Consider the following 26,031-nt stretch of genomic DNA (forward strand, 5'->3'; position numbering starts at 1 on the left):
TAGTCCTTGTCTTAAGTGTTCGCCGCCGATCGGCGTGAATGGTCTGGAATGGCTGCCAGTAGCGATCGTGTATAGGCATCTTCGGGGTTATCAAAAACGACCTTTGTAGGGCCTTGTTCGACAATCTCACCCAGATACATCACGAGCACCCGACTAGACAGGTAGTGTACTACACGTAGATCGTGTGAAATGAACATCAGACTCAAGTCCAACTTTTCCTGCAAGTCGATCAGCAATTGCAGGACTTGCGCTTGCACAGAGACATCCAGACCGGACACGATTTCGTCGCAGATCAGGATTTTCGGCTCCAGCATCAGCGCGCGTGCCAAATTCACCCTTTGCCGTTGGCCTCCCGAGAGTTGGCTCGGCATGCGACGGGCCATGTCGGGATGCAGACCCACCATCTCCAGCATATGCGCCACCCGGTCGACGCGCTCCCGAGGGATTCCGATCCGGTGGATTATCAATGGCTCGGCCAGGGCATCGCCAATCCGCATTGTCGGGCAGAGGGCTGTAAACGGGTCCTGGAAAACATACTGGACATGACGGCGCAGCGCCTTCCAGTCAGCCCGGGTTCGCACTTCCTTCCCTTCGTAAATCACGCTGCCTGACGTCGAGGGTTCAATGCCGATCATGATCCGTGAGATCGTCGATTTTCCGCACCCGCTTTCGCCAACAAGTCCGACTATTTCACCAGGGTGTATGTTGATGCTGACGTTTCGCACGGCCTGAATTTTCTGAGTCTTGCCTTCCCGTGTGGTTGTGAACACCTTGACGACATTGCGGGCTTCAAGCAGCGCATTCATTGCAACCCCTCCCGTCCATCCCGGGCGAAGCGGTGACACGCGACTAGATGATCCGGACCCGCTTCCGTCCAATCCGGGCAACTGACCTCGCAAACCCCGTCAACGACCACCGGGCACCTGCTGCGAAACGGCGCGCCTTCGCCAATGCTGCCGGGTTTCGGTGATTGTCCCGGAATCGGGCGCAGTGGATTGTCGCGACTGGATTTCAGTGTTGGCGCTGAGCGCAACAAGCCCCGCGTATAGGGATGGCAAGGATCATCGAGCACATCACGTACCTTGCCTGTTTCCACAGAATGGCCCGCATACATGACCATGAGTTTGTCGCCGATTTCGGCAGCAAGCCCGAGATCATGGGTCACAAAGATCAGGGCCAGATCCAGATCGCGCTGCAAATCCTTGAGCAGTTTCACAATTTGCGCCTGGATGGAAACATCCAGATTGGTTGTGGCCTCATCGGCGATGATCAGTTTGGGGCTGCAGGAGAGCGCCAACGCAATGGCGACACGCTGACGCAAACCGCCAGACAATTCGGCCGGATAGCTTTTCATGCGATGCTCGGCATCGGGAAACCCTGCCATGCCCAACACTTCAATTGTTCTGGCGCGCGCCTCGGAACGGGTACAGCGGCGATGATCTCTGATCGTATCGCTGATCTGATGTTCGACGGTAATCAACGGGTTCAGCGCCGCAGTAGGGTCCTGGAAAATCATGGCGATCTCGGCTCCCCTGATCGCGCGCCAATCCTTGGATTCCAAGGTCAGCAGGTCACGCCCAAGCCAGTCGATGCGCGTTCCCGCGACTTTCGCTTGGTCAGGCACAATGCCCAGTAACGTTCTGCAAATCATCGACTTGCCCGATCCGGATTCCCCGGCGATGACAAGGCATTCTCCGGCGTTCAACCCAAACGAGACCTGTTTGACCACGCATAACGGGCCGTCGTTGCCCGGAAAGCTGACGGAGACATTTTCGACAGAAAGAACCTGTTCGCCGCTCATTATTCGTCTCCTTCGCGCAGTCGTGCAGCGTCTGTCCGCGCCTGAAGGCCGTCACCGATCAACACCAGGCTTAATGACGTTACAACGATGGCCAGTCCGGGAAGCGATGTCAGCCACCAGGCGCTTGTGATGTAATTTTTTCCATCGAGCATGATGCCGCCCCAGGACGGCGTCGGTGGTTGCACACCCATCCCCAGAAACGACAGCGTCGCTTCAAACACAATCATGGCGGCCATTTGCATGGCGGCCAGCACCATCAGGCTGGGGAGGACGGAAGGAAACACATGAAAAGCGGCAATGCGCAGCTTTGACGCGCCAATGACTTCGGCCGCCTTGACATAATCCTTGCCCCGTTCCTGCAGCGCGATCGACCGTACAACACGTGCAGCACCCGCCCAGGCAGCAAGCACCATCAACAAGATCAATACCGGCGTCGATGGGCGCACGGCGCTGGTGATGGCGATGGCCAGAAGCACGTATGGAAAAGCCAGCTGCACATCAATCGCGCGGTCGACCACCGGCCGTACGAACCGGTGCCCGAACGCGCCCAGCATGCCCATCACCGTGCCCAGCGTCAGCGATCCCACCATGCCCGCACTGGCCACAAGCAGTGAAACCTGACCACCGAACAGCACACGCGCCAATACGTCCCGGCCGATGGCATCGGTGCCAAACCAGTGGTCCAGGCTCGGTGACAACTTCACCGATGAAAGGTCGACGGCGGTGGGGCCAGATGGCGCAAGAAGCGGCGCGGCAATGGCCGAAACCACCATGACAGTCAGCAGCACAACGCCCGTGCTCAAGGCAATATTGGGATTGAAGCGCTTCGCCCATCCAGCCCGGTTCGCCGGTTGAGGAGTGGAACTGCTCGCAGCCATGGTCACATTCCGATGCCCGGCAACAGGCCAAATGAACCCGTTCTGGGGAAGGTTTTGACCTCTCGAAAACCCTCGGCGTAGGCAACTCCGGCAGCACTGCCCCGCGACGCCGCATTTTTCTCCATCATGTCGGTGATCGAGGTATGTTCGCCAAACACGGCACGAATCCACGAATCCTGACTTTCGTGGCTCAGCAGCATCTTTCGCTTTGTCTCGATTACCGAGGAAATGTCGACATAGGCCTCTGGCTCGAACTCCAGGCCAACGGGATTGTCCATATAGAAAAGGTGAGGGACCTTGTTGATGTGCGGCAGGCTCGTTTCGACCAGGCGCACCGATGCCGGAATCCGCGCGTCCTCAGCGACCTGACCGGAAACCCGGTGGTCTGGATGATAGTCGGTCCGGCCATGAATGATCATCACGTCCGGGTCGGCCTGACGGATCGCATCAATGAAGCGCGTTCGGGTCGGTCGATCATTGAACAACCATTCGTCGTCGAAATCCATCCAGATCAACTCCGCCCCGATCAAGGCGCAGGATGCAATTTGTTCCTTATGGCGGACCGCTCCAATTTCATCGCGGCTGAGGTGCGGTGATCCGACGTTTCCGTTTGTTGCGATGGCCATGAAGACCTTGTGGCCCTGGGCAGCATAAAGCGCCAGGGTGCCTGCGCACTGCAACTCTATGTCATCAGGGTGTGCGCCTATGGCGAGAATATTCATGATTGTTCCATTCGAATGCGCGGGTCGATCCGCGAGTAAAGCAGATCAATCAGCAGGTTGACGATGACGAACGTGCTTGCCGTGATTATTGTGATGCCCTGGATCAGCGGATAGTCCCGGGCGTTGAGCGCCACCAATGCAAGTTCACCGATGCCGGGGAATGCGAACACCACTTCGGCGACGATCACGCCGCCAAGCAGGTAGCCGACGTCGACACCGATAACTGTGAGCAGCGGAAGACATGCATTTTTGAGCGCATAGACGAAGGTAATGCGGCTTTGCCGCATGCCGAACGCCGTGGCGGTGAGAATGAACTCCTCCTTCAGCACTGCTTCCATCGATGAGCGCAACACGCGCAATTGCGTCGGCAGGATCGAGAGCGTCACGGCGATTGCGGGAAGCACAAGACTGAGCGGCCCGTTAAATCCTCCCGATGGCAGCCAGCGCAGACCAACAGCGAAAATCAGTACCAGCACCGCGCCGGTCCAGAACACCGGAGCCGATTGACCAAATGCTGCGAGCGCCGAACTCAGCCAGCCCCAGAAAGATTTCGGTCTGAGTGCCGCTATACTGCCGAGTGTAACGGCAATGAACAATGACAACGCAAGTGACACGCCAGCAAGCATCAACGTCTTGGGCAATGCCTGAAGGATGAGATCCATCACCGGGGCCTGGAACCGAAAGGAATCGCCGAAGTCGCCGCGAAGCGCGTTGCCGATAAAGGAGCCCAGTTGCTCGATCAGCGGACGGTCAATACCGAACTCGCGCCGGTATTGTTCGATCACATCGGCGCGCGCAAATACCGGCGCTCTGATGCGCGCGGGATCACCGGCCGAGAGGCGCAATACGAGAAAAACCGAAACCGCGATCACCGCGACGATTATGATCGACTGGAGGATTCTTCGGAAAGCATATGTGCCCACGATAGGCTCCGAGGGTTAGCGCGAAGAGGAGGCGGAGCGTGCTCCGCCTCCTCTTCAAGGTTAGGTGGTGACAGAGGCCTTTGCCACCATCGGCTCACCGATCAGCGGTACGCGCGTGTAACCTTCAACCCGCTGGTTGACGATGAAGTACCAAACCTCGTCCGCCAGATAGAGTGTCGCCTGATTGTCCCACAAATACTGGGCAGCCGCTGTGACCGCCGCCGGACGAACATCCGGTGTCGCAGCCCGCTGGGCGGCGTGCAATTCATTGTAGGTTTCGTCATTGTAGTGGAACACGGCCTCGCCAAGGTCGGATGTATAGAAGCCGAGCAGGAAGTCTGGATCACCGGTGAAGGTTGCCAGCGTGTTCAGGTTGATATCGTAGGTATTGTAGGAAGAACGGAATGCGCCGACTTCCAGCCTTTCGATTTCAACCTTGATACCAATTTGCTGCAGCGATGCCGCAATTATCTGATCGATTTCGATCTGATGTGGCACCAATGTCGATGTCGACATGCGGAGTGTCACCCCGTCGGGGTAAGCAGATTCGGCTAGCAGCGCCTTGGCTTTTTCCACATCGTATTCAAATTTTGGTTCAAGTGGCGTGTAGAATGGGGAGTTGGTTGGCAGGCTCGATGACGGCACCGGGTTGTAACCGCCCATGATCGATTTTGCGATGCCTTCGCGATCGATAGCATGTGCCATGGCCTGGCGCAGCTTGAGATCGCCGAGCGGGCCATTGTGCTGGTAGATCGCGACGATCTGTGCAGGTGGCGAAATATTCACGGTGTGGAATTCATCGTTACCCTGAACCCGATCAAGATCATCGGACGACACGCGGCTGAGGATATCAACCTGACCGGACAGAAGCGCGTTGATACGGGCCTGTGCGTCTTCGATATAGCGGAACGTGACGGTCTTGATTCTCGGGGCACCGCCCCAGTAGTCCGGATTTGCCTCCAGGGTCACATCGTTGCCGGTATAGGACACGAACTTGTACGGCCCTGATCCCAATGCCCCGCTCTTGAAGTTGTCCGGCGCATCGATATTGGCCTTGGGCAAAATCTTGACGAAGCCCAAAGCGCTCAGCACAACGCCAAATGCGGTCGGCGACACCACTTCGATCGCCGTCGGCGACGTCACATTGACGGAGATGCCCGGCGTTACCACCATTGCCTGCGCCAGCGAGCCTGCGCCAAGCCGGTCGATTGAAGCCTTCACGTCCTCCGCCGTCACCGGGGTTCCGTCATGGAACTTGGCATCGCTGCGCAGTGTCAGCGCAACCACGGTGGGGCTTTTGAGTTCCCATTCGGTTGCCAGCGAGGGCTGCAGCGTGCCTGCCTCGTCGTGGGAAAGCAGGGTGTCGTGCACCAGCGAGGCGACCTGTTCATCCACCAGGCCAAAGCCAGCGGCCGGATCCCAGTAGTTGGCTGTTGGCGGCTCCGCGTTGCCAAAGGTTAAAGTGCCGGCTGGCACTCCGTCCTGCGCGAGCGCCTGCGCCGGCAATACACTCGACAGCCCGACAAGGGTCGCGCTGGATAAACCGGTTGCTGCCATGGTCTTCAAGAATGACCGCCGAGACTGCGGCAAAATTGACGACCCGAGGTCGCCCTTGCGATAATCGCTCATGGTGTATCCTATCCGTGTTCGGTGCAAAATTAAGTTAGCTCACAGAGTAGTACATACGGTATACCGAATGTCAAATTGCCGGCAAAGGGCACCGTTCATGCATCATCACTGCCGGTCGGATGATCTCGGGCGAGGTTTTTAAGTACAGGAATGGGGATCGCTGGTTCATGGCCAGATCTTACCCGACGAGCCTGCTCGGCTTAATTCGATTTGCTTGACAGGACCTGCGGGCGCCTCCTCTACATGGCGGACAAACAGCCTGTTTCCTACGTCACTGGGACCGTGATCGCGGTCCACGACGGTGATCACAACCCGCAATCATCGAACGCAAGATACGGAAGCTGGATAAGCCGACGCGTACCAGGTGTCGCAAGCATGTGATTGACAAGTAACATAATAGTATAATACTTACATCAATAATCCGCATTGCGCAAGAATCCAGGGAGGAAGCCTTGAGCAAGAACCAGCCATTGCCTTATGTCGTCGTCACCGATTACACGTTTCCGACCCTCGCCAGGGAAGAAGCCGCAGCGGCCAGCGGCAAGGCCCGGTTCGCCGCCTTCCAGTGCGCCAGTGAAACCGAGGTTATCGATGCGGTCGCTGGGGCCACGGTGGTGGCTGTGCAGTTTGCGCCGCTGAGCGCGAAAGCCATCGCCGGGCTGGCGCCGGGGGCGCGCATCATTCGTTATGGCGTCGGATACGACAATATCGACATCGCCTCGGCCCTCCGGAACAATCACCCGGTCGCCTATGTTCCCGATTATTGCACCGATGAAGTTGCCGACCACACGGCAACGCTGATCCTTGCGCGGCTGCGCAAGGTTGCGGATCTCGACCGAAGTGTGCGGGCTGGCGAGTGGAGCGCGGTCGCTCGTGCCCGGCCGATGCCGGCGTTCTCGCAAACATGTATCGGTTTTCTCGGTCTTGGACGGATTGGTCGCGCCGTGCTCGAGCGCCTGAAGCCATTCGGTTTCCGATTTCTGATCCGCGACCCCGCCTTGTCCTATCAGGATGCAGCTCAACTGGGCGCCGAGCATGCATCAAATCTGGAGACCCTGCTTGCACAGGCCGACGTGCTAACCCTGCATCTGCCGTCATCTGCCGAGACCCGACACATCATTTCAAGTTCTGCGCTGGCGCAAATGAAAAACAGCGCCATCCTGATCAACACGGCACGCGGCGACCTGATCGATGAGGCAGCGCTGGCGGTGGCGTTGCAGGCTGGGACCATTGCCGCTGCGGCACTTGATGTGTTTCAGGCCGAACCATTGGCGGCCGACCACCCGTTCCGCGGCTTGGAAAACCTTACCCTCACGCCGCATGCGGCATGGTACTCGGATTCGGCGATTGACAAGTTGCAGTCCTGTGTAGCCGATGAAATCGCCCGCGGCCTGGCAGGCAGGGAACCGCGCTGTCCTGTACCTGCCAGCGGATAGTGCGTGGGTGAGGGAAACGGCCATGGAAAGGGCACAGCCATGCAATGCGACTTGACCGGCAGAGTGGCGATCGTAACCGGTGGTGGCGGCGCGATCGGCGCGGCCATCGCCCGGCGTCTGGCGGCCAATGGCGCGCGTCTTGTAATCGCCGATATCGATGAGGAAGCCGCCCGGGGTGTGGCAGCCGAACTACCCGATGCAATTGCGGTTGCGACCGATATCACCGATCATGCTTCCGTCGCCAATGCGCTTGCGGCGACCATGGATGCCTTCGGGAGACTGGATATTCTCGTCAACAATGCTGGCGTCAACAGTGTCAAACATCGGGTAACGCTGGACGACTATCCTGCCGACGAATGGAGCCGGATCATCGGCATTGATCTTGACGGGTTGTTCCGGATGACCGGACCGGCGGTCGACCTGCTGGGCCGCAACAGCAGCGGCGGACGTATCATCAATATCGGTTCCGTTGTTGGTGTCGCGGCGATGCGCCTGCAGGCGCCGTTCGCCGCAGCCAAGGCCGCCGTGGCGCATTTGACTCGGGTAATGGCGCTGGAATTCGGGCCGCGCGGAATTGTGACCAACGCGATCGCCCCGGGGTCGATCGCCTCGGCGGTGACCCGGCAGCTTTTCTACGACGACGACGGTTCGTTCGTGGAAAAAGCGAAGGAATTCATGACCCATATTCCATCAGGCCGTCCGGGTCAGCCCGAAGAGATCGGCGAAGTGGCCCTGTTTCTGGCATCTGAAGAAGCGGGCTACATCAACGGGCAGGTTCTGTGCGTCGACGGTGGCTGGACCGCCGGCTATTCCGCCATTGGTGCGTCATGATCAGGGTGAACGGGCGCTGCTGGGTAGGAGATACCATGCAACACGCAGGGAAATGTGGGAGGTCTGGATGAGAATTACCCTGCCAGATGACACAAGATCGTCCGTACTGGGCGAAAGCTGCGCAGTGGCTAAGGCAATCGGCAATGCGCTTCGCGCGCAGGGGGCGACCTCCAGCCTCAACCCCGAAGCCAGCGATATTGCCGTGGCCGTCTTGCCGCTGGACCCGGCCGCACAGGTCCCTGCTCTCACGCAGATATGCGCCCAACTGGAACGGATAGCAAAAGCAATGCATGCGCGCGGCGGCGGCCGCATCGTGGTGGTTCTCTCCGCCGCCGCGGCGGTGCCGATCCGCCATCGCCGCGAATATTCGCAGGCTATGGCTGCGGCCTATTCCTGTGTGCGGGTGCTGGCGATGGATTATGGTGCAAAAATTCAGGTCAATGCGGTCGGTGTCGGTCATGTCGCTGACGGCGATAACATCATCGGCGATCCTGCCTTCTTGCGACATGTCCCGCTGCCAAGAACTGGCACCCACGACAACATCGTCAATACGGTTCTGTTCTTCTGCGACCCGCTCAATTCCTACACTAATGGCCAGCTTTTGTGCGTCGATGGCGGCTGGAGTGTCGGGTACGGGCGCAATTTCTGACCCGGCCTGCCACCTAGCCTGGGCCAATTGCTGTGTAGTGAGCCCGCGCGAAACCCCATGTGAAATACTGTTGGGCCTGGACGTGCGGTGCGCGATGGCGCGGCACGATACCGTGCTCGCTTCCCCATTCGCATAAGTCGACACTAGACATTATACTATTATACTTATATGAAATTCACTAGGCTAAGGGCGAGCGTGTGGGGTTTGCCCACGCTTCGGTTTTCAGGTGGAGGATGTAAAAGTGTTGGACAGCGAAAAACCGAAGGGAAATCCGGTGGAGGGTGGATCTGCGAAAGGTTCAAACAAACCAGATGACGCTGTTTTGCTGGATCTCTACGAAACCATGGTGTTGCTGCGGCGTTTTGAAACCGTCGCGCAGACCGCATGTCGGAAGGGCGAAACCCCGGGCTTTCTCCATCTCTATATTGGCGAAGAGGCGACCGGCGCGGGGATCTGCGCCCATTTGCGGCCGACCGACTGGGTGACATCGAACCATCGGGGGCATGGTCACGCTCTGGCCAAGGGCTCGCAGCCACGCCGGGTCATGGCGGAACTGTTCGGAAAGTCCGGGGGCATCTGCGGCGGCCGTGGCGGCACCATGCATCTTTACGACAAGAGTGTCGGACTGTTTGGCACCAACGGCATCGTCGCGGCCGGAATTGGCCATGCGGTTGGCATCGGTCTGGGTGCCCGCCTGCGCGGAACCGACGACATCGGTGTGGCGTTCTTCGGTGATGGCGCCAGCAATCATGGCGCGTTTCATGAGGCGGTCAATCTCGCCGCAGTGCTGAAATCCGCCACCGTCTTCGTCTGTGAGAACAATCTCTATGCGACCGCCACCCCACTGTCGGATGTGACGCTCAACCCCGAAATTGCCGAGAAAGCCAAAGCCTACGGCCTTCCCGCCTTCGCGGTCGATGGAAATGATGTCTTCGCCGTCTACCAGGCGATGGAAGCGGCAACGAAACGCGCTCGTTCCGGGCAGGGACCGACCTTGCTGGAGTGCAAGACCTATCGGGTGGTCGGTCACCATGAAGGCGACCCGGTTGTCGGCACCTACCGCGATCAGCAAGAGATCGATGCATGGCTCAAGCGCGATCCGATCGATATGTTCAGGCGGCGCCTGATCGCCGAATTCAAGGCGGCCGACGAGGCGGTGCTTGCGGAAATCGATTCAAAAATAGAAGCAATTGTTGCCGATGCGCTCGATTTCGCGCGCACATCGCCGCCGCCGGATCCGTCGACGGTAACCCGCAATGTGTTTGCCGAACCGATCAACCCGCCCAAGGCTTTGGCCGCTCCCGCAGCAGGGGCAACGGTCGTCCAGGGGTGGCTCGATGCCGTGCGTGACGGAATTGCCGAGGAAATGCGCGAAAACCCGCACATCATCTATTTTGGCGAAGGCACCGGCGAGCGCGGTGGCAGTTTCGCCCACACAAAAAACCTCTGGCAGGAGTTTGGCGCCGAGAGGATGGTCGATACACCGATTTCCGAACAGGGTTTCACGGCCGCCGCGATCGGCGCATCGGCAACCGGGGTGCGCAGCGTTTCAGACCTGATGTTTGCCGATTTCGTGTTCGAGACCGCGGGGCAGATCTTTCTCCAGGCGGCTAAACTTCGCTACATGAGTGACGGGCAGATGAGCGCGCCCGCGGTGATCCGCGTGGCGGGCGGTGCGTTGCGTAGCGCCGGGCCGCACCACAGTGGTCTCTACCACCCGATGTTTGCGCACATGCCCGGCCTGATCGTCTGTGTTCCCTCCACCCCGGCCGATGCCAAGGGGCTGATGAAAACCGCTCTACAGGCAAGTGATCCGGTGATGATGATCGAGCCCAAGGCACTGTTTTCCTCCAAGGGGCCGGTACCCGAGGGAGAACACTATGTGCCTTTTGGTGTCGCGCGGATCGCCAGGGCAGGCACAGACCTGACCATCGTCGCGGTCGGCACCGCTGTGCATCTGGCAACACAGGCGGCCGAAGCGCTGGAGCAGGAGGGGATTTCCGTGGAAGTCATCGACCTGCGCACGATCATGCCACTCGATATCAATTCCGTGGTCGAGAGCGTGACCAGGACGCACCGTCTGCTGATTGTCGATGAGGCCTGGGCGATGTGCGGCCTGGGTGCCGAAATCGCCCAGTCGATCAACGAACTGGCTTTCGATGAGCTGGACGCGCCAGTTGGCCGGCTGCATTCTCTGCCCACCTCGCACCCGTTCGCGCCGGGGCTCGAGCAGGCGATGCTGCTCAGCACCGAGAAAGTGATCGAGGCGGCCAGACAGGTGACCAGGGGAATCGCACCGGTGCCGATGCACTGGCGTGTCACTGGCCTTGCCGCATCTGCTGCGGCCGATCCGGTCGCGCCCGCCAAGGTGTCCAGTCAATCGGCTGCGCCGGTTGCTGCAGCCCCCGGCGCACAGCACGCATCACGCGGCGATGGCGAAGCCGTCACCATGCCGTTCGGTGATCTGACAGTGTCGGAAGGCACGGTCGTCAGATGGCTGAAGCAGGTTGGCGATAGCGTCAGCGAAGGCGAGGTGATGGTGGAAATCGAAACCGACAAGGCCGTGGTCGAGGTGGACGCGCCCGCGTCAGGCGTCCTGAGCGCCATCGATCAGGCTGCGGGATCGGTGGTTCCGATGGGAGCCGAACTCGGCTTCATCTCCCGAGCGGCCGGATAGGCTGCACTCCATTGTTTCTCCAGGACCGGGAAGTCTTATGTTTCATGATACCAACACGCCGCGTTTGAGAGTCTCGCCGCTGGCTCGGCATCGTGCCCGGGATTGGCATATCGACCTTGCCGGAATCGCGGGCACCGGGCCGAAGGGGCGGATCGTGCTCGCGGATGTCAAAGCAGGTCGTGACCGTCCGGTGACGGCTGAAACACAACCGGCACCGAGGCCCACTTCGATTGCGGTCTATGCTGCGTCCGGATCGACCGCGGCGGTAAAGTCGCTGCTGGACGATTTCAGCAAGGCCGGCGCAGCAATTGCCTTCGAGGCGCTGGTGCTGCGTTTGGTCGCGGTGGCGGCCGACGACTGCGGCCTTCGTGAAGGCGGAGCGGCGAAAATACAGTTTGAGCGCACGGATGGTCCGCTGGCGTGTCCGGCCATGGCGCAGCGTTCCATCGGCGCCATCACGCGATTTTTGGCTGAAGAAGATCATAGTGGCTTTGACGACCGGGAGATCGACTTGTCCGTTCGCATCGATCGGTACACTGGCCTTACACCCATGCTTGTCCCGTTGTGGCCGGGCGTCGCGCGCCGGTTGATTGTCTCGATTGATGAAGCGGCCGGCAGCTACAATTGCCTGCTGGTTTACGCTGACGGCCTCAGCGAGGCTGAGTGCAACCTGTTGGCTGCATTGCGACAACACCTGGCCAATCCGCTTGGCGGGATTTGCTGAGCGCTTGGCGAATCTGGTGTTATGATATTATAGCTGGACGCTCTTGCAAGAAGGGTGATCGCATTGGCACGGACAACAGAACTATCGGACGCAATGGCGGCACTTCCCACCGCGGAGTTGTCGCGAAAACGCGGCCCGCTTTATCAGCAGCTTGCCTCGGTTCTAAGCGGCGCTATCCAGCAGGGTGATCTGGCCATCGGCGATGAATTGCCGAAAGAAGCGGAAATCGCCGGCAAATATTCCGTCAGCCTCATCACCGTGCGCCAGGCACTGCGTGATCTCGAATCGGCAGGGCTGATTCGCAAGCGCTCCGCCAAGCCGGCGGTCGTCACCGGCGTCGGCGCGGACAACAATCTCAACTGGAGTTTTCAGAATTTCACCGACATGGCGATGTTCACCAAGGACGCCCGGCTGGAAGTGCTTGACTATGAGCGGTCGGACAACGTGATCCTGCAGGAGCGGTTCGGGCTGCCGGCGGGCGTGAAGGGCTATCGCCTGCGCAGCATCCTGCATGGGCCCGGCGGCCGGCGCACCCGCGTTACAACCTATTTCCCACCGGAAATTGGATCGAGCCTGAAAAAGAGTGATTTCAAGGACACCTTGATTTTCCGGACAGTGCAGAACCGGCTGGGGATCGAGGTTTCAGTCGCCAATGTCGTCATTCGCGCCGATATCGCCGATGCCGAAATGGCCGCGGATCTGAATATTCCGGCTGGGTCCGCAGCCCTTGTGGTGGAGATGCTGTTCGAGACCGATGATCAGAAAAAGATCGAGTACACTGTCGCTGAACACCCCAACGAGCAATTCCGGATTACCTACAAGGCCTCGAGTGCGGGACCGTAGGGTATCCCCAAATCAATCGAACGACACTCTGGATTGGCGTTGCGGCAGAAATCCGCTTGACTCTCCATAAGATTATAATAGCATAACTTTTAACGATGGTTGCCATGTCTGACACCGTCCTGATCGTCTGACGGACTTTGGGGGGAGACGGCGGGGTGTGGCGCCCTTCGGCCCGGCGGAGAAGTCGGGCGAGATTCGTTAACGGGAGGAGTTCATCATGAAATCAAGATCAATCCGCGCTCTTTGCAGTTTTGCGGTGCTGGCCGCGGCCACGACTGCGGCCATGCCCGGCGCTTATGCTGAAGACCCATATGTCATCTATCTCTCCAACAACTTTGTCGGCAATGACTGGCGCCAGCAGATGCTGCGCGTGGCTGAAGTCACCGCCAACAAGGAGCCGTTTGCCGGCCGCGTCGATCTGCGGATCGAGAATGTCGAAGGCACGGTTCAGGCGCAGATTAACTCGCTCAACAACATCATCCGCAGCAAGCCCAATGCGATTCTTGTCGATGCAGCGTCCGCGGAAGCGCTCAATCCGACCATTCAGAAGGCCTGCGATGCCGGCATTGTGGTGATCAGTTTCGACCAGACCATTTCCGCGCCTTGCGCCTATGCGGTTGAATCGGACTGGAACCGGATTCCCAATGTGATGGCCGAATGGATGGCCGATCAGCTCGGCGGCAAGGGCAAGGTCATCATCGACAGCGGTCTCGCCGGTGTTCCGATATCGGCCAATATCGAAAAGGGCTATCGCGGGGTTTTGTCCAACTATCCCGATATCGAGGTCGTGGGCACCTATAATGGCGACTATGCGCTCGGACCGGAGCAGGCCGGCGTCGGCTCGCTGCTGGCCGCACATCCGCAGATCGACGGCATCCTGACCCAGGGTTACGGCTCGGGCGCCATCAAGGCCTTGCAGGATGCCGGCCGTCCGGTGGTTCCGGTGACAGGATTTTCCTATAACGTTTCGGCGCTCACCTGCCTGGAAACCGAGGGCGCCAAGTGCATCCTGGCATCCAACCCGGCCTATCTGTCGTCCGAGGCAATCCGTCTCGCCGTGCAGATCCTCGACAGTGGCGAGCGTCCTGAAGAACGACACATCCTGGTCAATGGCCCGTTCCTGGCAACAGGGGGCTTCACGTCGAAGCTGCATCCCGAAGCCGATGTCGTCGAACTGGAGAACGGCAAGAACGCGTTCCCCGATCTGGCGCCGGGCCTGACCTTGCCGGTATCGCCGGACTGGATGGAAATCACACCAGCCGAATCCGCCGGCACCAACTGAAGGCTCGGGCTTGCCCGAACTGCAATCTCCCGGGAAACTTGCCGAAGACGATGGAGCGGAGTGATGGTTTTCCTGGATGTGAACGGTTTGTCGAAGCGTTTCGGTGGAATCGTTGCGCTCGACAATGCGTCTTTCAGTGGCGCGGAAGGTGAAGTTCACGCGCTGCTGGGCGAAAATGGCGCCGGAAAGAGTACCTTTATCCAGATTCTTTCCGGTGCCCTGCGGCCCGACAGTGGCACTATCAGCCTGGGTGGCGCCGCGTTCACCGCGGCAACCCCCGACATGGCTGCCAGCGCCGGCATTGCCGCGGTGTTTCAGGAACTCTCGGTTATTCCCGATCTCACGGTCGAGCAGAATATCTGGTTTCGCCGCGAGCCGAGAAAGTTTGGCGGCATGGTCGATCGGCGCGAGATGCGGCGCCGCTCCGAAGCACTGCTGACGGCCTACAATTTCCCCCCGCTTGATCTTGATGCCGATCTGCGCAGCCTCAATCTGGCCGAACAGCAGATAACCGAGATTGCCAAGGGTCTATCCAAGAATACCAGGGTCATCATCCTGGACGAGGCGACCTCAGCCCTGCCGGCAACGGAGGCACAATGGTTGCTGAAGACCAGCCGCAAAATCGCCGAGGAAGGCCGTCTTGTCATCTTCATCTCGCACCGCATGTCCGAAGTCCGTTTCGTCGCCGACAGGTTGACCATCTTTCGCAACGGTGAAACCGTCGGAACCCACAGGATCGATGCGGTGTCCGATGATGATATCGTTACCCAGATGATCGGCCGTCGATTGGCGAGCCTCTATCCGCACCGAACGCCAAGCGAGACCGGGCGAATTGCGCTCCGCGTCGATCGCATGCACAGCCGGCAGGGATTGAAGGATGTGTCGTTCGCGCTCAGCGAAGGCGAGGTTCTCGGCGTCGGCGGATTGCAGGGGCATGGCCAGCGCGAACTGTTTCAATCGATCTTCGGCGCCTCTTCGGCAGAAGGCGGTGTTGAACTCTGGGGCCGCCCGGCCAATATCGGCTCTCCCCGTGACGCGCTCACCGGGAAAGACGGGATCGCCCTGGTTCCCGAAGACCGCAAAGGCCAGGGCCTGCTGCTTGACAAGTCGGTGGCACAGAACCTGACCTTGTCGATCCTGCCGCTTCTGTCACGCTCGGGGCTTGTCGACCGCACCCGAGAAGCCTCCGCTGTCGATCAGATGATTGAAAAACTGAGCATCAAGGTCGGCTCGCGCGCGCAGACTGTTGGCACCTTGTCGGGCGGAAACCAGCAGAAGGTTGTTATCGGCAAGATGCTGTTGACCGGGGCCAAGGTGCTGCTGCTCTACGACCCGACCCGCGGGGTCGATGTCGGCACCAAGGCCGAGATATTCCGGCTGATGCGCGAGCTTGCCGCGCAAGGGTACGCAATTCTGTTTTATTCAAGCGACCTGTCGGAACTCGTCAATGTAGCGGATAGGGTCATTGTCATGCGGAATGGCGAAACGGTCGATACCATCGCCACACCCGATCTCACCGAAGAAGCGATCCTGAGCGCCGCTGTGCTGGACACGAGAGGCCACTGATTGATGTCGATACAGACAAACGATCTGAGCATGCAGACCGCTCGGGCGCCCAGCCGACGGATCAGGGCGGTTATGCGCAACCACATGTCATTGCTGTTTGCGGCTGCGATGTTGCTCGTTATCCTGATGGTCTACGCCTCGCTCGGGCGCGGTGTGCTGACCATCGAAGAGCTCAACATCGATTCAGCCGCGGCGCTGACGCTGGTGCTGGCGGCAACGGCGCAAACCATCGTCATGATGCGCGGCGGCATCGATCTGTCGATCGGCGGAATCATCAGTCTCGGCACCTCGGTATTTGCGACCCAGGTCGGAGACAGCGCCATTTCGGTCATGGTCTGGTCGGCGATCGTGCTTGCCGGTGGGGCGCTGATCGGCGCGCTCAACGGCTGGATCATGACAACCTTCCGGTTGCAGCCGTTCCTGGTCACACTGGCGATGTGGTCGATCCTGAGCGGCGTGGCAATGATGGTGTTGCCCACCGATGGCGGAAAGGTTCCCGGCTGGTGGATCAGCTTTGCCAATGAAAAGCTTTACGGAATAGTCATGCCGGTCTGGTTGATTGCTGCCTTGCTGCTGTTCTGGGTCTGGTTTGCCGCCACCCGCACCGGCACGACCATCAAGGCGGTCGGCTCGAGTGCCAAGGCGGCGTATCTCTCCGGCGTCTCGGAAATGCGCGTGAATATGGTCTGCTATGGGCTGTCGGGTCTGTTTGCCGCCATGGCCGCCCTTTACCTCACCACCCAAATCGGCGCCGGATCGCCCAATATCGGTAGCGATTACATCCTTGCATCGGTGGCGGCGAGCGTGATCGGCGGCGTCAGTCTTTTTGGTGGACGCGGACACCTGCTTGGCACCGTCATCGGCGCCTTCATCCTCACTATCATCGGCAATCTGATCTTCGTGCTCAGGATCTCCAGCTACTGGCAGCCGGTGGCCTCGGGAGCCATTCTTTTATGCGCCGTTCTCGTCACCTCGATCATCGAGAAGAAAACCAGGGCCTCAAGCTCATGAGATCACTTCTGGAAGGCCGCAGCCAGATCCTGCTCGCCTATGCAAGCGCCATCATCCTGCTGATTGCGACGAGCTTCGTCTCGCCTGGTTTTCTTTCCGAATCCAATCTCAGGCTGACGGTGATCCTCGCCGCCTTCATTGGCATTGTCAGCATCGGGCAGACTTTCGTCGTCATCGGCGCTGGGATCGATCTCTCCATTCCATGGGTGCTCAATTGCGCCGCCGTGACGATGGCGATGCTCGCCGGCGGACAGGACGGGAATCTGGCCTGGGTGGTGCCGCTGGTGCTGTTCGGGGGGATGGCTGTCGGCATCTTCAACGGCATCGGCGTTGCCATTGCCGGCGTCCCGCCGATCATCATGACACTGGCCACCAATGTCATCCTGCAGGGTGTCATCCTAGTCTTCACGGGAGGTCGCCCGACGCCGCCGACGCCCGAATTCATCACCTATCTCGCCGTGGGACGCATCGGTCCTGTCCCGGTTCTCGGCCTCATCTGGCTGGTGCTTGCGGTGGTGGCAACATTCGTTCTATCGCGGACGGTCTTCGGCAGGCAACTCTACGCAGTCGGCGACAATGCCGAGGTCGCCCGCTATTCAGGCGTGCCCACGGTTCGAACGACAATCGCCACCTATGTAATTTCCGGATTTACCGCGGCCCTGGCGGGCATCCTGCTGACTGGCTATTCCGGACAGGCCTATCTGGGCATGGGCGATGCCTACTTGTTTACCTCGGTCGCAGCCGTCGCCATCGGCGGCGCATCGATCCTCGGTGGAACCGGCACCTACGTCGGCACCGTCGCCGGCGCCCTCATCCTGACGATCCTCAACGGCCTGTTGCCTGCCCTCAACCTGAGCAGTGGAGCATTGCAGGTGGTTTATGGCCTTGTCATATTGGTGACGGTGGCCGCAAGCGGCGAGACGGTGCAAAGGCTCGGTCAGGTTTTGTTTCGCAAAAGGTCACGCCCACAGGGAGGGGAGTAGAAGCCATGGAAATCCAATGTGTCGTCGATGCGGGCGCCGAACTAGGCGAGGCAACGGTCTGGGATCCCTCAGCCGGTGTCTTGTGGTGGATCGATATTTACGGTCCAACGATTTATCGCTTTGATCCCGCAAGTGGTGAGAACCGCAGTTGGACCGCGCCGGAAAACCTCGGTTGCCTTGGCCTGCGCCGTTCGGGAGGGCTTGTGCTGACGATGGCCACCGGCTTCCACTTCTTCGATCCCGACACCGGCAGCTTCACGCCGATTGTCGACCCGGAGCAGGATCTTCAGGACACGCGCTTCAATGATGGCAAGACCGACCGCCAGGGGCGTTTCTGGTCCGGATCGATGTTCGAGGCGCCGGGCAAGCCGGCCGCGAAAATCGGTGCGCTGTACCGGCTCGATACCGATCATTCCGTTCACAAGGTGATTGACGGTGTCGGTTGCGCCAATGGTCTGGCCTGGAGCCCCGATGGTGACAAGATGTATTTCACCGACAGTCACACCCATCTGGTCTGGGTGTACGATTTCGACCCGGAAAGCGGCGAGGTGTCGAACCGCCGGATCTTCATCGATCTTTCCGATCGTGATTTCATTGTCGATGGCGCCACGGTCGATGCGGATGGCTGTTACTGGCTCACCATTCCATTCAAGGGCAAGCTGCTGGCCTATGATCCGGACGGAAAGCTCATGAGGGAAATCGACATGCCCTGCGACCTTCCTACCTGCTGCGAATTCGGCGGCAAGGATCTCGATGTGCTGTATGTCACCACTGCACGCTTGCGCCGAAGCGACAGCGAGTTGACAGGCCAGCAATCGCCGGGCGGTTTGTTCGCTATTTCCGGCCTTGGCAGCAAGGGGCTGATCTTGCCGCCCTATGGCGGTTAGCTCATCGCGTTTCCCTCACATTACCGCACTGTCAAAACCAAATTCTTGGGTGGGCAGGGCGGTCGCTTAGCGTCGCGGAATGACCCAGCGACCCCCATTCCGGTACTTCGAAACTTCGCCCGAAATTATCCGCCTGGTGGTGGTTCCCTTTGTCGCTCCGCAATGTCGAGGACCTGCGGCATGAGCGGGGCATCGACATCAGCCACGAGACCGTGCGTTTCTGGTGTAACAGGTTCGGTCCGGTTTTCGCCGCAGAAATCAGGTTTTGGGAACGCGGCCGAGCCTCTGGCGGTGGCATCTGGATGAGGTCTTCGTGACGATCAACGGTCAGTGGGACCTGCCGTGGTTCACCAAGCCCCAACAAGTCCATAAATGATCAAATTACCAGGCGTTTATCTGGCATTGATGGGCGTCATAAGCGGCTGCCCTGCGAAGAAAGCGGATAGATTTGCCTTCGCCAAGTCGCAAGCATCCTCCCAGGTTTCGATCGTACCGCCGCCGCGATGAGGCATCAGAACAACGTTGTCCATTTGGAGTAACCGTTGGGGGACTGCGGGCTCGTGCTCGAACACATCAAGGCCCGCCCCGGCTATTGTTCCCTCATCCAATGCGTTGATCATCGCCTGTTCGTCGATCACAGAGCCCCGGGAAATATTCACAATGATTCCGTCCGACCCGAGAGCTTCCAGGACAGCGCGATCAATCAGGTGATAAGTGGCACGGCCTCCGGGACAGGCTACGACGAGAATATCCGACCAGTTTGCGAGTTTGATCAGTGAATCAAAATATGTGTGTGTTTGGTCAGGCACCGGTCTCCTGTTGTGATAACCGATGGACATGTCGAAAGCCGCGGCACGTTTTGCAATTGCTCGTCCAATGCGGCCCATGCCGAGAATGCCTACCCTGCGTCCCCCGACCTTGCGAACTAAAGGGTAGCCTTCCTGCAACCACCGTCCTGATCTGACAAAGCGGTCGCCGGCAATCAGGTCGCGCGCTGTGGCAAGGATGAGGGCAAGCGCAAGGTCGGCAACGCAAGCGTCGGTTACATCTGGTGTGTTGGTTACCGCAATCGAGCGTTGAATGGCAGCGTCCATATCGATCTTGTCGTATCCCGCGCCGGCATTAACAATCAGCTCCAATTTGGGCAGCGAGTTGATCAGCAACTCCGTCACTGGCCCTGCAGCCAGGATTGCCCGGACCCGTTCTCTGACATCCTGTTCCAGCTTGCTGGCATCGCCGTCATGCAGCCTATGCAGGATGAAATCATCGGCGAAGCGTTGGATATACCAGTCCGGGCCACCTCCCACGAACACAATTTCAGGCTTGGGCATGGTGCTTCCCTCATTCGAACCCTGTTGACAGTCGTATTATTGTATACGATGGTTCGGTGCGTGCAATGGGAGAATGCAACGCACTGACGCCACACGGAAACAATCCAAAACGCGATAATCACCGGGGGAACTGCAACATGGCCATGAAACGACGCGACTTCTTTAAAAGCGCTGCCACGATTGGTCTGGCAGGCCAGTTCTCGAGCTATTCGTTGCGAGCGTTCGCTCAAACCATGGAGCCAAAGCGGGGCGGAACAGCAATCGTTGCGATGAACGCGGCGACCGAAACCATTGATCCGCATTTTTCGCGTTCGCAGGCGGCGCGCAATATCCTTATGCATATTTATGAGACGCTTGTAACGATTGACGAGACGGGCGCGCCCAAGCTTCAACTCGCCAAAGGGCTTGATGTTTCAGACGATTTTCGTGTGTACACCTTTACGCTGAGGCAGGGTGTAACATTCCACAACGGCAAGGAGATGACGTCAGAGGACGTGCGCCGGTCACTTGAGCGTTACGCTCGTGTCAGCCCCGAAAAGGTCCGGCTCACACCTATCGAACGCATTGAGACGCCGGATCCTTACACCGTCATCGTGACGCTCGACAAATCGATGCCAAGCTGGATCGAACTGATCAAATCACCCGCTTCACCCATCACCATCATTCCCTCGGAAGAGTGTGACAAGGGTCCGAACGAGATCTCTCCGATCGCAACCGGTCCTTTTGAATTCGTCGATTGGGATGGCGTCACGCAGTTACGTATCAAACGCTATGAAGATTATGTTCCTGACGAAAGCTACGAAGGACGCGACGGCTATGGTGGGCGACGGACTGCCTATCTTGATGAAGTGATCTTTAAAGTCGTCTCGGAAGCCAGCAGCCGCGTAAGTGGAATTCAGGCTGGGGAGTTGACTATTGCCGATGATATTCCGGTTCCCGCAGCAAAGCGTCTGGCGTCGAACTCGATGCTGACCACATATGACCGCCTGCCCATCTCGATCAACCTTGTTCCCATGAACGTTCAGCGAGCACCGACCGACAATCGCCTGGTGCGTAAGGCAATACAGCAAGTGCTGAATACTGAGGAAATTATGGGCATCGCCACAGATGGCCTGTTCAACCTCAATCCTTCTTTCGTCTATCCGGACAGCGAATACTATCCGGACGACATCGACCGGCTGGTTTACAATGCCAACGATGCGGATCGCGCAAAAGCATTGCTTCAGGAAGCGGGCTATCAGGGCGAGGAAGTGGTGATCCTGACAAGTTCGGACATAGTGTCACTGGAAGAAGCTGCAGTCGTAATGTCGGAGCAGATCAAGTCCATCGGCATTCCCGTTCGCGTGCAGGTGCTTGATTGGCCAGGTGCGAACGCCATGCGCGCCGATCCGACTGCTTACAACATGTTCAGCACGGCCTATGCCATCCAGCCCATGCTCGGACCGTTCCAGTATCAGCGCCTCATTTCCGGGCCGGACAACTGGTTCTATTACGAGGAAGACCCGAAGATGGAATCGGCATGGGTCGAGTTGTTGGAGGCCAAGTCACTGGAGAACCGCCGTGCTGCCTGGGACAAGATCGAATTCCAGCTAAACGATGAAGCCTATCTGCTGAAACTTGGCGATAGGGGCATCAAGCAGATCGCACAAGCGGGCTTGCAGAATTTCAAGCCATTCGACGCCATGCGCATGTGGAACGTCTGGATGTCATGAGCGGCACCGGAAAGGCGCCTTCATGCTAGAGGTAATACTGCGCCGCGTGATCAGCATCATACCGGTGTTGTTCGGGGTCAGCCTGATTACGTTCGGGCTGATCCATATCATTCCCGGCGATCCCGCCATCGTGATCGCCGGGCCAGATGCATCCGCCGACCAGGTCCAGTCGATCCGCGAACTGCTTGAGCTCGATCGGCCGCTCCATATTCAGATGGGCGCCTGGTATATGAACCTGTTCCAGGGTGATCTCGGGAATTCGTTCATGTTGGGGCGCAGTGTGGTGCAAGCAGTTCAGGAGCGCCTGCCGACGACTCTATTGCTAACCACCTATTCGATCATCATCTCGATGCCGATCGGGATCGCCGCCGGTTTGCTCGCTGCCTACAGGCAAAACACATGGGTGGATACGACCGTGATGACCGTTGCTCTGCTCGGCGTCTCCGTGCCCAGCTTCTGGTTGAGCATCATGGGTATTCTTGTATTCTCAGTGGCACTGGGATGGCTTCCCTCAAGTGGATATGTACCTCCAAGCGAGGGGATTATAGCCTGCCTGCGTTCACTTACCTTGCCTGCCATCTCGCTGGCGGTCCTGCAGATCGGACTTCTGGCACGGATGACACGTGCCACGACACTTGAAGTGCTCAGACAAGACTTCATTCGCACGGCGCGGGCAAAGGGTGTTTCCGAATGGAAGACCGTTGGCAGGCACGCGCTCTCCAACGTCATGATTCCAATCGTTACTGTTGTCGGGTTGCTCGTCAATATCGCTATTGCGGGCGCAGTCGTCATCGAACAGATCTTCGTTCTCCCCGGAGTCGGGCAACTTGTGGTTCAAGGCATACTTCGGCGCGATTATCCCGTTATCCAGGGCTCCATTCTTGCAGTTGCCGTGCTGCTGGTTCTTATCAATCTCGTCGTTGACCTGCTTTACGCCTATCTTGATCCGAGACTGCGCAATGACTGAGCTGACGTCCACTCCCGCCACGTCCCGGAAAGCGCTGCGCAACCCTCTGACCGAGCGGGCGCTTGGTCACCGCGGACTTGTCATTGGTGTCGCGATTCTGACGGTAATGGCGGTGGCCGGGATCATCGGGCTGCTAGGCCTGGCCGGGGATCCACTCAAAATCAGTTATCAGTCCCGCTTTGTCGAACCTTCTGCCGAGTTCCTTTTCGGCACTGATCATTATGGGCGCAGCATCTTGAGCCGGGTGGTAGCAGGTACGCATCTATCGCTTTTGATTGGTATCAGCGTCGTTGCCATTACTGCCGTTTTTGGCGTTCTGATTGGTGCAATCGCTGGATATTTTGAGCGCCTGGACGGAGTGATCATGCGTTGCATGGATGCATTAATGGCATTTCCATCAATCATGCTGGCCATCGCCATCGCCGCCGCGTTGGGGGCGGGGTTGCTGAACCTCATTGTGGCATTGGGCATAACCTATATCCCCCGAACCGCGCGGATCGTTCGCGCCGCCGTTCTTGGTGTGCGCAAATCGGAGTATATCGAGTCAGCACGGCTCTCTGGGGCGAGCGATCGCTTCATTATCTTCAAGCATATTCTACCCAACACCATGGCGCCATTGATCGTTGATCTGACCTTTGTGTTTGCCTATGCGATTCTTGCAGAAGCCGCGCTCAGCTTTCTGGGTGTCGGGCCGCCTCCGCCTGTCCCGACCTGGGGCAACATCATTGCGGATGGTCGCGATTACCTTGTGGAAGCACCCTGGATCAGCGTGTTCCCAGGCCTTGTCATCGGGTTCAGCGTGCTGGGATTGAACCTTCTGGGTGATGGATTGCGTGACGTTCTCGATCCCCGGCTGACATCGAGATGATCGCATCACAATGACCAAAGCAAATGCAACCATGGCTCCATTGCTCAAGATATCCAACTTGCGGACCGAGTTCGGCCCAGCACGCAAACCGATTACAGTGGTTGATGATATCAGTTTTGAGATCGGCGCCAACGAGCGGCTCGCAGTCGTCGGCGAATCCGGCTCTGGAAAGACGATGACAGCGCTCTCGATCATGCGCTTGCTTCCAGATGCAGCGCGCATATCTTCCGGGACGGTCAATTTTGCCGGGAAGGACCTGCTCAAATTGTCACGCTCCGAAATGCGGAGGATGAGCGGCGGCGAACTCGCGATGATTTTTCAGGAGCCAATGAGTTCGCTGAACCCAGTTTTCACTGTGGGCGCTCAGATCAGCGAGGCCATCACGCTGCATCAGGGATTGCGCGGTCGTGCAGCACGGATGCGTGCAATCGAACTGTTGTCATTGGTCAAGGTTCCGTCACCCGAGCACAGAATAGACCAGTATCCGCACGAGCTTTCAGGCGGGATGCGGCAGCGTGTAATGATCGCTATGGCGCTGTCGTCACAACCGAAGCTTCTCATCGCCGACGAGCCGACAACTGCCTTGGATGTCACGGTTCAAGCCCAAATCCTCCAGTTATTGAAGCAGTTGCAGGCTGAGCTGGGCATGGCAATCCTGTTGATCACCCATGATCTTGGTGTTGTCGCACAGTTCGCTGAAAGAATGATTGTAATGTATGCGGGCAAGGTCGTTGAAGACGCAATGGTGTCGGAAGCGTTCCGCCGGCCCCTTCATCCCTATACGGAAGGACTGCTGCGCAGCATTCCTCCGCTTTATAGTGACGTTGACCGCTTGCTGGCGATCGAGGGGGTAGTGCCGCCACCCACCGAACTCCCGGCAGGGTGCAGGTTTCAGCCGCGATGTCAGTACGCCAAAGCAGCCTGCACCGCACAGGTTCCACCGCTGAAACTCTTCGGCAAGCGACATAGCGCCGCTTGCATAAGATACGACGATTATGAGGTAGTCTAAACATGACTCCAGAAAGCTTACTTCAGGTCAGGGACCTCAAGAAGCATTTTCGTATTGGCACTAGCCTGTTCAAATCGCGGCGCCAAGTCGTTCAAGCCGTGGATGGTGTCAGCTTTGATCTTGTGGCTGGCGAAACACTAGGGCTCGTTGGCGAATCCGGTTGTGGCAAGTCCACTCTTGGCAGGCTGGTTGTACGATTGATTGAACCGACAGAAGGCAGCGTGACCTTCGGTGGGCAGGACCTGTTGAATCTCAAGGCGACCGAACTTCATGCCGTGCGCAAGAAATGTCAGTTCATTTTTCAGGATCCATACGGCTCATTGGATCCGCGAATGCGCATCTGGGACATCGTAACCGAACCACTTGCGATAGAAGGAAAGATGAGCAGGCCTGAACGGCGAGCCCGAGGGCAGGAACTGCTTGAGAGGGTAGGGCTTTCCAGCTCGGTGGCGGATAGTTACCCGCACGAATTCTCTGGCGGGCAACGTCAGCGTATCGGTGTTGCACGCGCCCTTGCGCTTGATCCTCGTCTGATTGTCTGCGATGAGCCCGTTTCCGCGCTTGACGTCTCTATTCAGGCTCAGATTATCAACTTGATGACCGACTTGAAGAATGAACTGCAACTCAGCTATCTTTTCATTTCGCACAATCTCGCGGTCGTCCGTCATATAGCCGACAGAGTTGCTGTCATGTATCTGGGCAAGATCGTGGAGCTCGCTCCGAAATCAGAGCTCTACAACCATCCCCAGCACCCCTATACTCGCGCTCTGATTTCCGCAATTCCAGTTCCTGAACCGGATCGACCGGCAGGCACAATCGATCTGCAGGGGCATGTTCCCAGTCCGATCAACCCACCAACGGGCTGTCGCTTCCACACGCGCTGTCCATTTGCGTTTGACCGCTGTCGAACCGAAGAACCTCAATTGATTGCGCAGAGCACCGATCATCTGGTTGCCTGTCATTTGTGAATAGAAAGAGTGGTCGCAGAGGTATTCTCAATACACGCAATATTCGGCGGCCAGTTCCGACACGGTGCACGCTCCCTTGTCGGCCTCCAACGCAATGCAAGCCTTGAAGCCCGTGTCATGGTTCCTGCTTTTTGACATGGTCTGATCGTAGCTTCCGTCACTGTCCGCTTTTGGGGGGACGGCTCAGGGTGGGATGAGAGCTGGCAATGAGAAGCCCCCAGTTCCGGTTTGCGATAGACAAGTTTGCGCGCGTTTAGCCAGGCGACTTAGCAGAAGAGCAAAATGACACCCGGGGCGTGTGTGGATGCCCCCTGTTTGGCAAGCTTTATCTTCG

23 protein-coding genes are annotated in these 26,031 nt (G+C 58.4%); 16 read left to right on the forward strand and 7 right to left on the reverse strand.

Going from position 1 to position 26,031, the window contains the following annotated elements:
- Positions 1 to 11 precede the first annotated feature (11 nt).
- From OEG84_RS21265 to OEG84_RS21290, 6 genes are all read right to left on the reverse strand, one after another.
- Positions 12 to 806: an ATP-binding cassette domain-containing protein gene (locus OEG84_RS21265; RefSeq protein ID WP_267655601.1), complete on the reverse strand. Its 795-nt coding sequence runs from the start codon at positions 804 to 806 to the stop codon at positions 12 to 14.
- Positions 803 to 1,801, reverse strand: a complete 999-nt coding sequence (locus tag OEG84_RS21270) for an ABC transporter ATP-binding protein (protein ID WP_267655602.1) — start codon at positions 1,799 to 1,801, stop codon at positions 803 to 805. The genes OEG84_RS21265 and OEG84_RS21270 overlap by 4 nt, the downstream gene beginning before the upstream one ends.
- Complete coding sequence (locus tag OEG84_RS21275) at positions 1,801 to 2,604, reverse strand: ABC transporter permease (protein ID WP_267655603.1); 804 nt, start codon at positions 2,602 to 2,604, stop codon at positions 1,801 to 1,803. The genes OEG84_RS21270 and OEG84_RS21275 overlap by 1 nt, the downstream gene beginning before the upstream one ends.
- Positions 2,605 to 2,681: 77 nt before the next feature.
- The gene (locus OEG84_RS21280) at positions 2,682 to 3,401 is read right to left on the reverse strand and encodes a PIG-L deacetylase family protein (RefSeq protein ID WP_267655604.1); all 720 of its coding nucleotides are present in this window, start codon (positions 3,399 to 3,401) and stop codon (positions 2,682 to 2,684) included.
- Complete coding sequence (locus tag OEG84_RS21285; protein ID WP_267655605.1) at positions 3,398 to 4,324, reverse strand: ABC transporter permease; 927 nt, start codon at positions 4,322 to 4,324, stop codon at positions 3,398 to 3,400. The genes OEG84_RS21280 and OEG84_RS21285 overlap by 4 nt, the downstream gene beginning before the upstream one ends.
- Positions 4,325 to 4,384: 60 nt before the next feature.
- On the reverse strand, positions 4,385 to 5,953 hold the full coding sequence (locus OEG84_RS21290; RefSeq protein WP_267655606.1) for an ABC transporter substrate-binding protein: 1,569 nt from the start codon (positions 5,951 to 5,953) through the stop codon (positions 4,385 to 4,387).
- A 452-nt stretch (positions 5,954 to 6,405) separates the two neighbouring features.
- On the opposite strand from OEG84_RS21290, the gene OEG84_RS21295 reads away from it, so the two are divergent.
- The 11 genes from OEG84_RS21295 to OEG84_RS21345 all read left to right on the forward strand — a co-directional run bounded on the left by OEG84_RS21295 (position 6,406) and on the right by OEG84_RS21345 (position 18,842).
- Positions 6,406 to 7,389, forward strand: coding sequence for a C-terminal binding protein (locus OEG84_RS21295; protein ID WP_267655607.1), 984 nt, complete (start codon positions 6,406 to 6,408; stop codon positions 7,387 to 7,389).
- 63 nt (positions 7,390 to 7,452) lie between these two features.
- Entirely contained in the window at positions 7,453 to 8,220 is a 768-nt protein-coding gene (locus OEG84_RS21300) for an SDR family NAD(P)-dependent oxidoreductase (protein ID WP_267655608.1), read from the forward strand.
- Between the two features lie 67 nt (positions 8,221 to 8,287).
- Positions 8,288 to 8,869, forward strand: coding sequence for an SDR family oxidoreductase (locus OEG84_RS21305; protein ID WP_267655610.1), 582 nt, complete (start codon positions 8,288 to 8,290; stop codon positions 8,867 to 8,869).
- A gap of 241 nt (positions 8,870 to 9,110) precedes the next feature.
- Positions 9,111 to 11,546, forward strand: a complete 2,436-nt coding sequence (locus tag OEG84_RS21310; protein WP_267655611.1) for a thiamine pyrophosphate-dependent enzyme — start codon at positions 9,111 to 9,113, stop codon at positions 11,544 to 11,546.
- Positions 11,547 to 11,583: 37 nt separating this feature from the next.
- Entirely contained in the window at positions 11,584 to 12,270 is a 687-nt protein-coding gene (locus tag OEG84_RS21315; RefSeq protein WP_267655612.1) for an E3 binding domain-containing protein, read from the forward strand.
- A 93-nt stretch (positions 12,271 to 12,363) separates the two neighbouring features.
- The gene (locus OEG84_RS21320) at positions 12,364 to 13,113 is read left to right on the forward strand and encodes a GntR family transcriptional regulator (RefSeq protein WP_267655613.1); all 750 of its coding nucleotides are present in this window, start codon (positions 12,364 to 12,366) and stop codon (positions 13,111 to 13,113) included.
- A 217-nt stretch (positions 13,114 to 13,330) separates the two neighbouring features.
- On the forward strand, positions 13,331 to 14,395 hold the full coding sequence (locus tag OEG84_RS21325; RefSeq protein ID WP_267655614.1) for a substrate-binding domain-containing protein: 1,065 nt from the start codon (positions 13,331 to 13,333) through the stop codon (positions 14,393 to 14,395).
- A gap of 63 nt (positions 14,396 to 14,458) precedes the next feature.
- Positions 14,459 to 15,961, forward strand: coding sequence for a sugar ABC transporter ATP-binding protein (locus OEG84_RS21330; RefSeq protein ID WP_267655615.1), 1,503 nt, complete (start codon positions 14,459 to 14,461; stop codon positions 15,959 to 15,961).
- A gap of 3 nt (positions 15,962 to 15,964) precedes the next feature.
- Entirely contained in the window at positions 15,965 to 16,972 is a 1,008-nt protein-coding gene (locus tag OEG84_RS21335; protein ID WP_267655616.1) for an ABC transporter permease, read from the forward strand.
- Positions 16,969 to 17,955: an ABC transporter permease gene (locus OEG84_RS21340; RefSeq protein WP_267655617.1), complete on the forward strand. Its 987-nt coding sequence runs from the start codon at positions 16,969 to 16,971 to the stop codon at positions 17,953 to 17,955. Before OEG84_RS21335 ends, OEG84_RS21340 begins: the two co-directional genes overlap by 4 nt.
- Before the next feature lie 5 nt (positions 17,956 to 17,960).
- Positions 17,961 to 18,842, forward strand: a complete 882-nt coding sequence (locus tag OEG84_RS21345) for an SMP-30/gluconolactonase/LRE family protein (protein ID WP_267655618.1) — start codon at positions 17,961 to 17,963, stop codon at positions 18,840 to 18,842.
- Positions 18,843 to 19,234: 392 nt separating this feature from the next.
- Here OEG84_RS21345 and OEG84_RS21350 read toward each other — a convergent pair whose 3' ends face one another.
- Entirely contained in the window at positions 19,235 to 20,173 is a 939-nt protein-coding gene (locus OEG84_RS21350; RefSeq protein WP_267655619.1) for a 2-hydroxyacid dehydrogenase, read from the reverse strand.
- A gap of 143 nt (positions 20,174 to 20,316) precedes the next feature.
- On the opposite strand from OEG84_RS21350, the gene OEG84_RS21355 reads away from it, so the two are divergent.
- From OEG84_RS21355 to OEG84_RS21375, 5 genes are read left to right on the forward strand one after another with little or no spacing between them, the layout of a single operon-like run.
- A complete protein-coding gene (locus OEG84_RS21355; protein ID WP_267655620.1) occupies positions 20,317 to 21,885 on the forward strand; it encodes an ABC transporter substrate-binding protein in 1,569 nt (522 codons plus the stop codon).
- Positions 21,886 to 21,907: 22 nt separating this feature from the next.
- Positions 21,908 to 22,852, forward strand: a complete 945-nt coding sequence (locus tag OEG84_RS21360) for an ABC transporter permease (RefSeq protein WP_267655621.1) — start codon at positions 21,908 to 21,910, stop codon at positions 22,850 to 22,852.
- Positions 22,845 to 23,720, forward strand: a complete 876-nt coding sequence (locus tag OEG84_RS21365) for an ABC transporter permease (protein ID WP_267655622.1) — start codon at positions 22,845 to 22,847, stop codon at positions 23,718 to 23,720. The genes OEG84_RS21360 and OEG84_RS21365 overlap by 8 nt, the downstream gene beginning before the upstream one ends.
- Positions 23,721 to 23,730: 10 nt before the next feature.
- Positions 23,731 to 24,729: an ABC transporter ATP-binding protein gene (locus OEG84_RS21370; RefSeq protein WP_267655624.1), complete on the forward strand. Its 999-nt coding sequence runs from the start codon at positions 23,731 to 23,733 to the stop codon at positions 24,727 to 24,729.
- Between the two features lie 2 nt (positions 24,730 to 24,731).
- Positions 24,732 to 25,697, forward strand: coding sequence for an ABC transporter ATP-binding protein (locus tag OEG84_RS21375; protein ID WP_267655625.1), 966 nt, complete (start codon positions 24,732 to 24,734; stop codon positions 25,695 to 25,697).
- The last annotated feature ends 334 nt before the right edge of the window (positions 25,698 to 26,031 follow it).

Origin of the sequence: Hoeflea algicola (assembly GCF_026619415.1) — a bacterium.
Taxonomy (GTDB): domain Bacteria; phylum Pseudomonadota; class Alphaproteobacteria; order Rhizobiales; family Rhizobiaceae; genus Hoeflea; species Hoeflea algicola.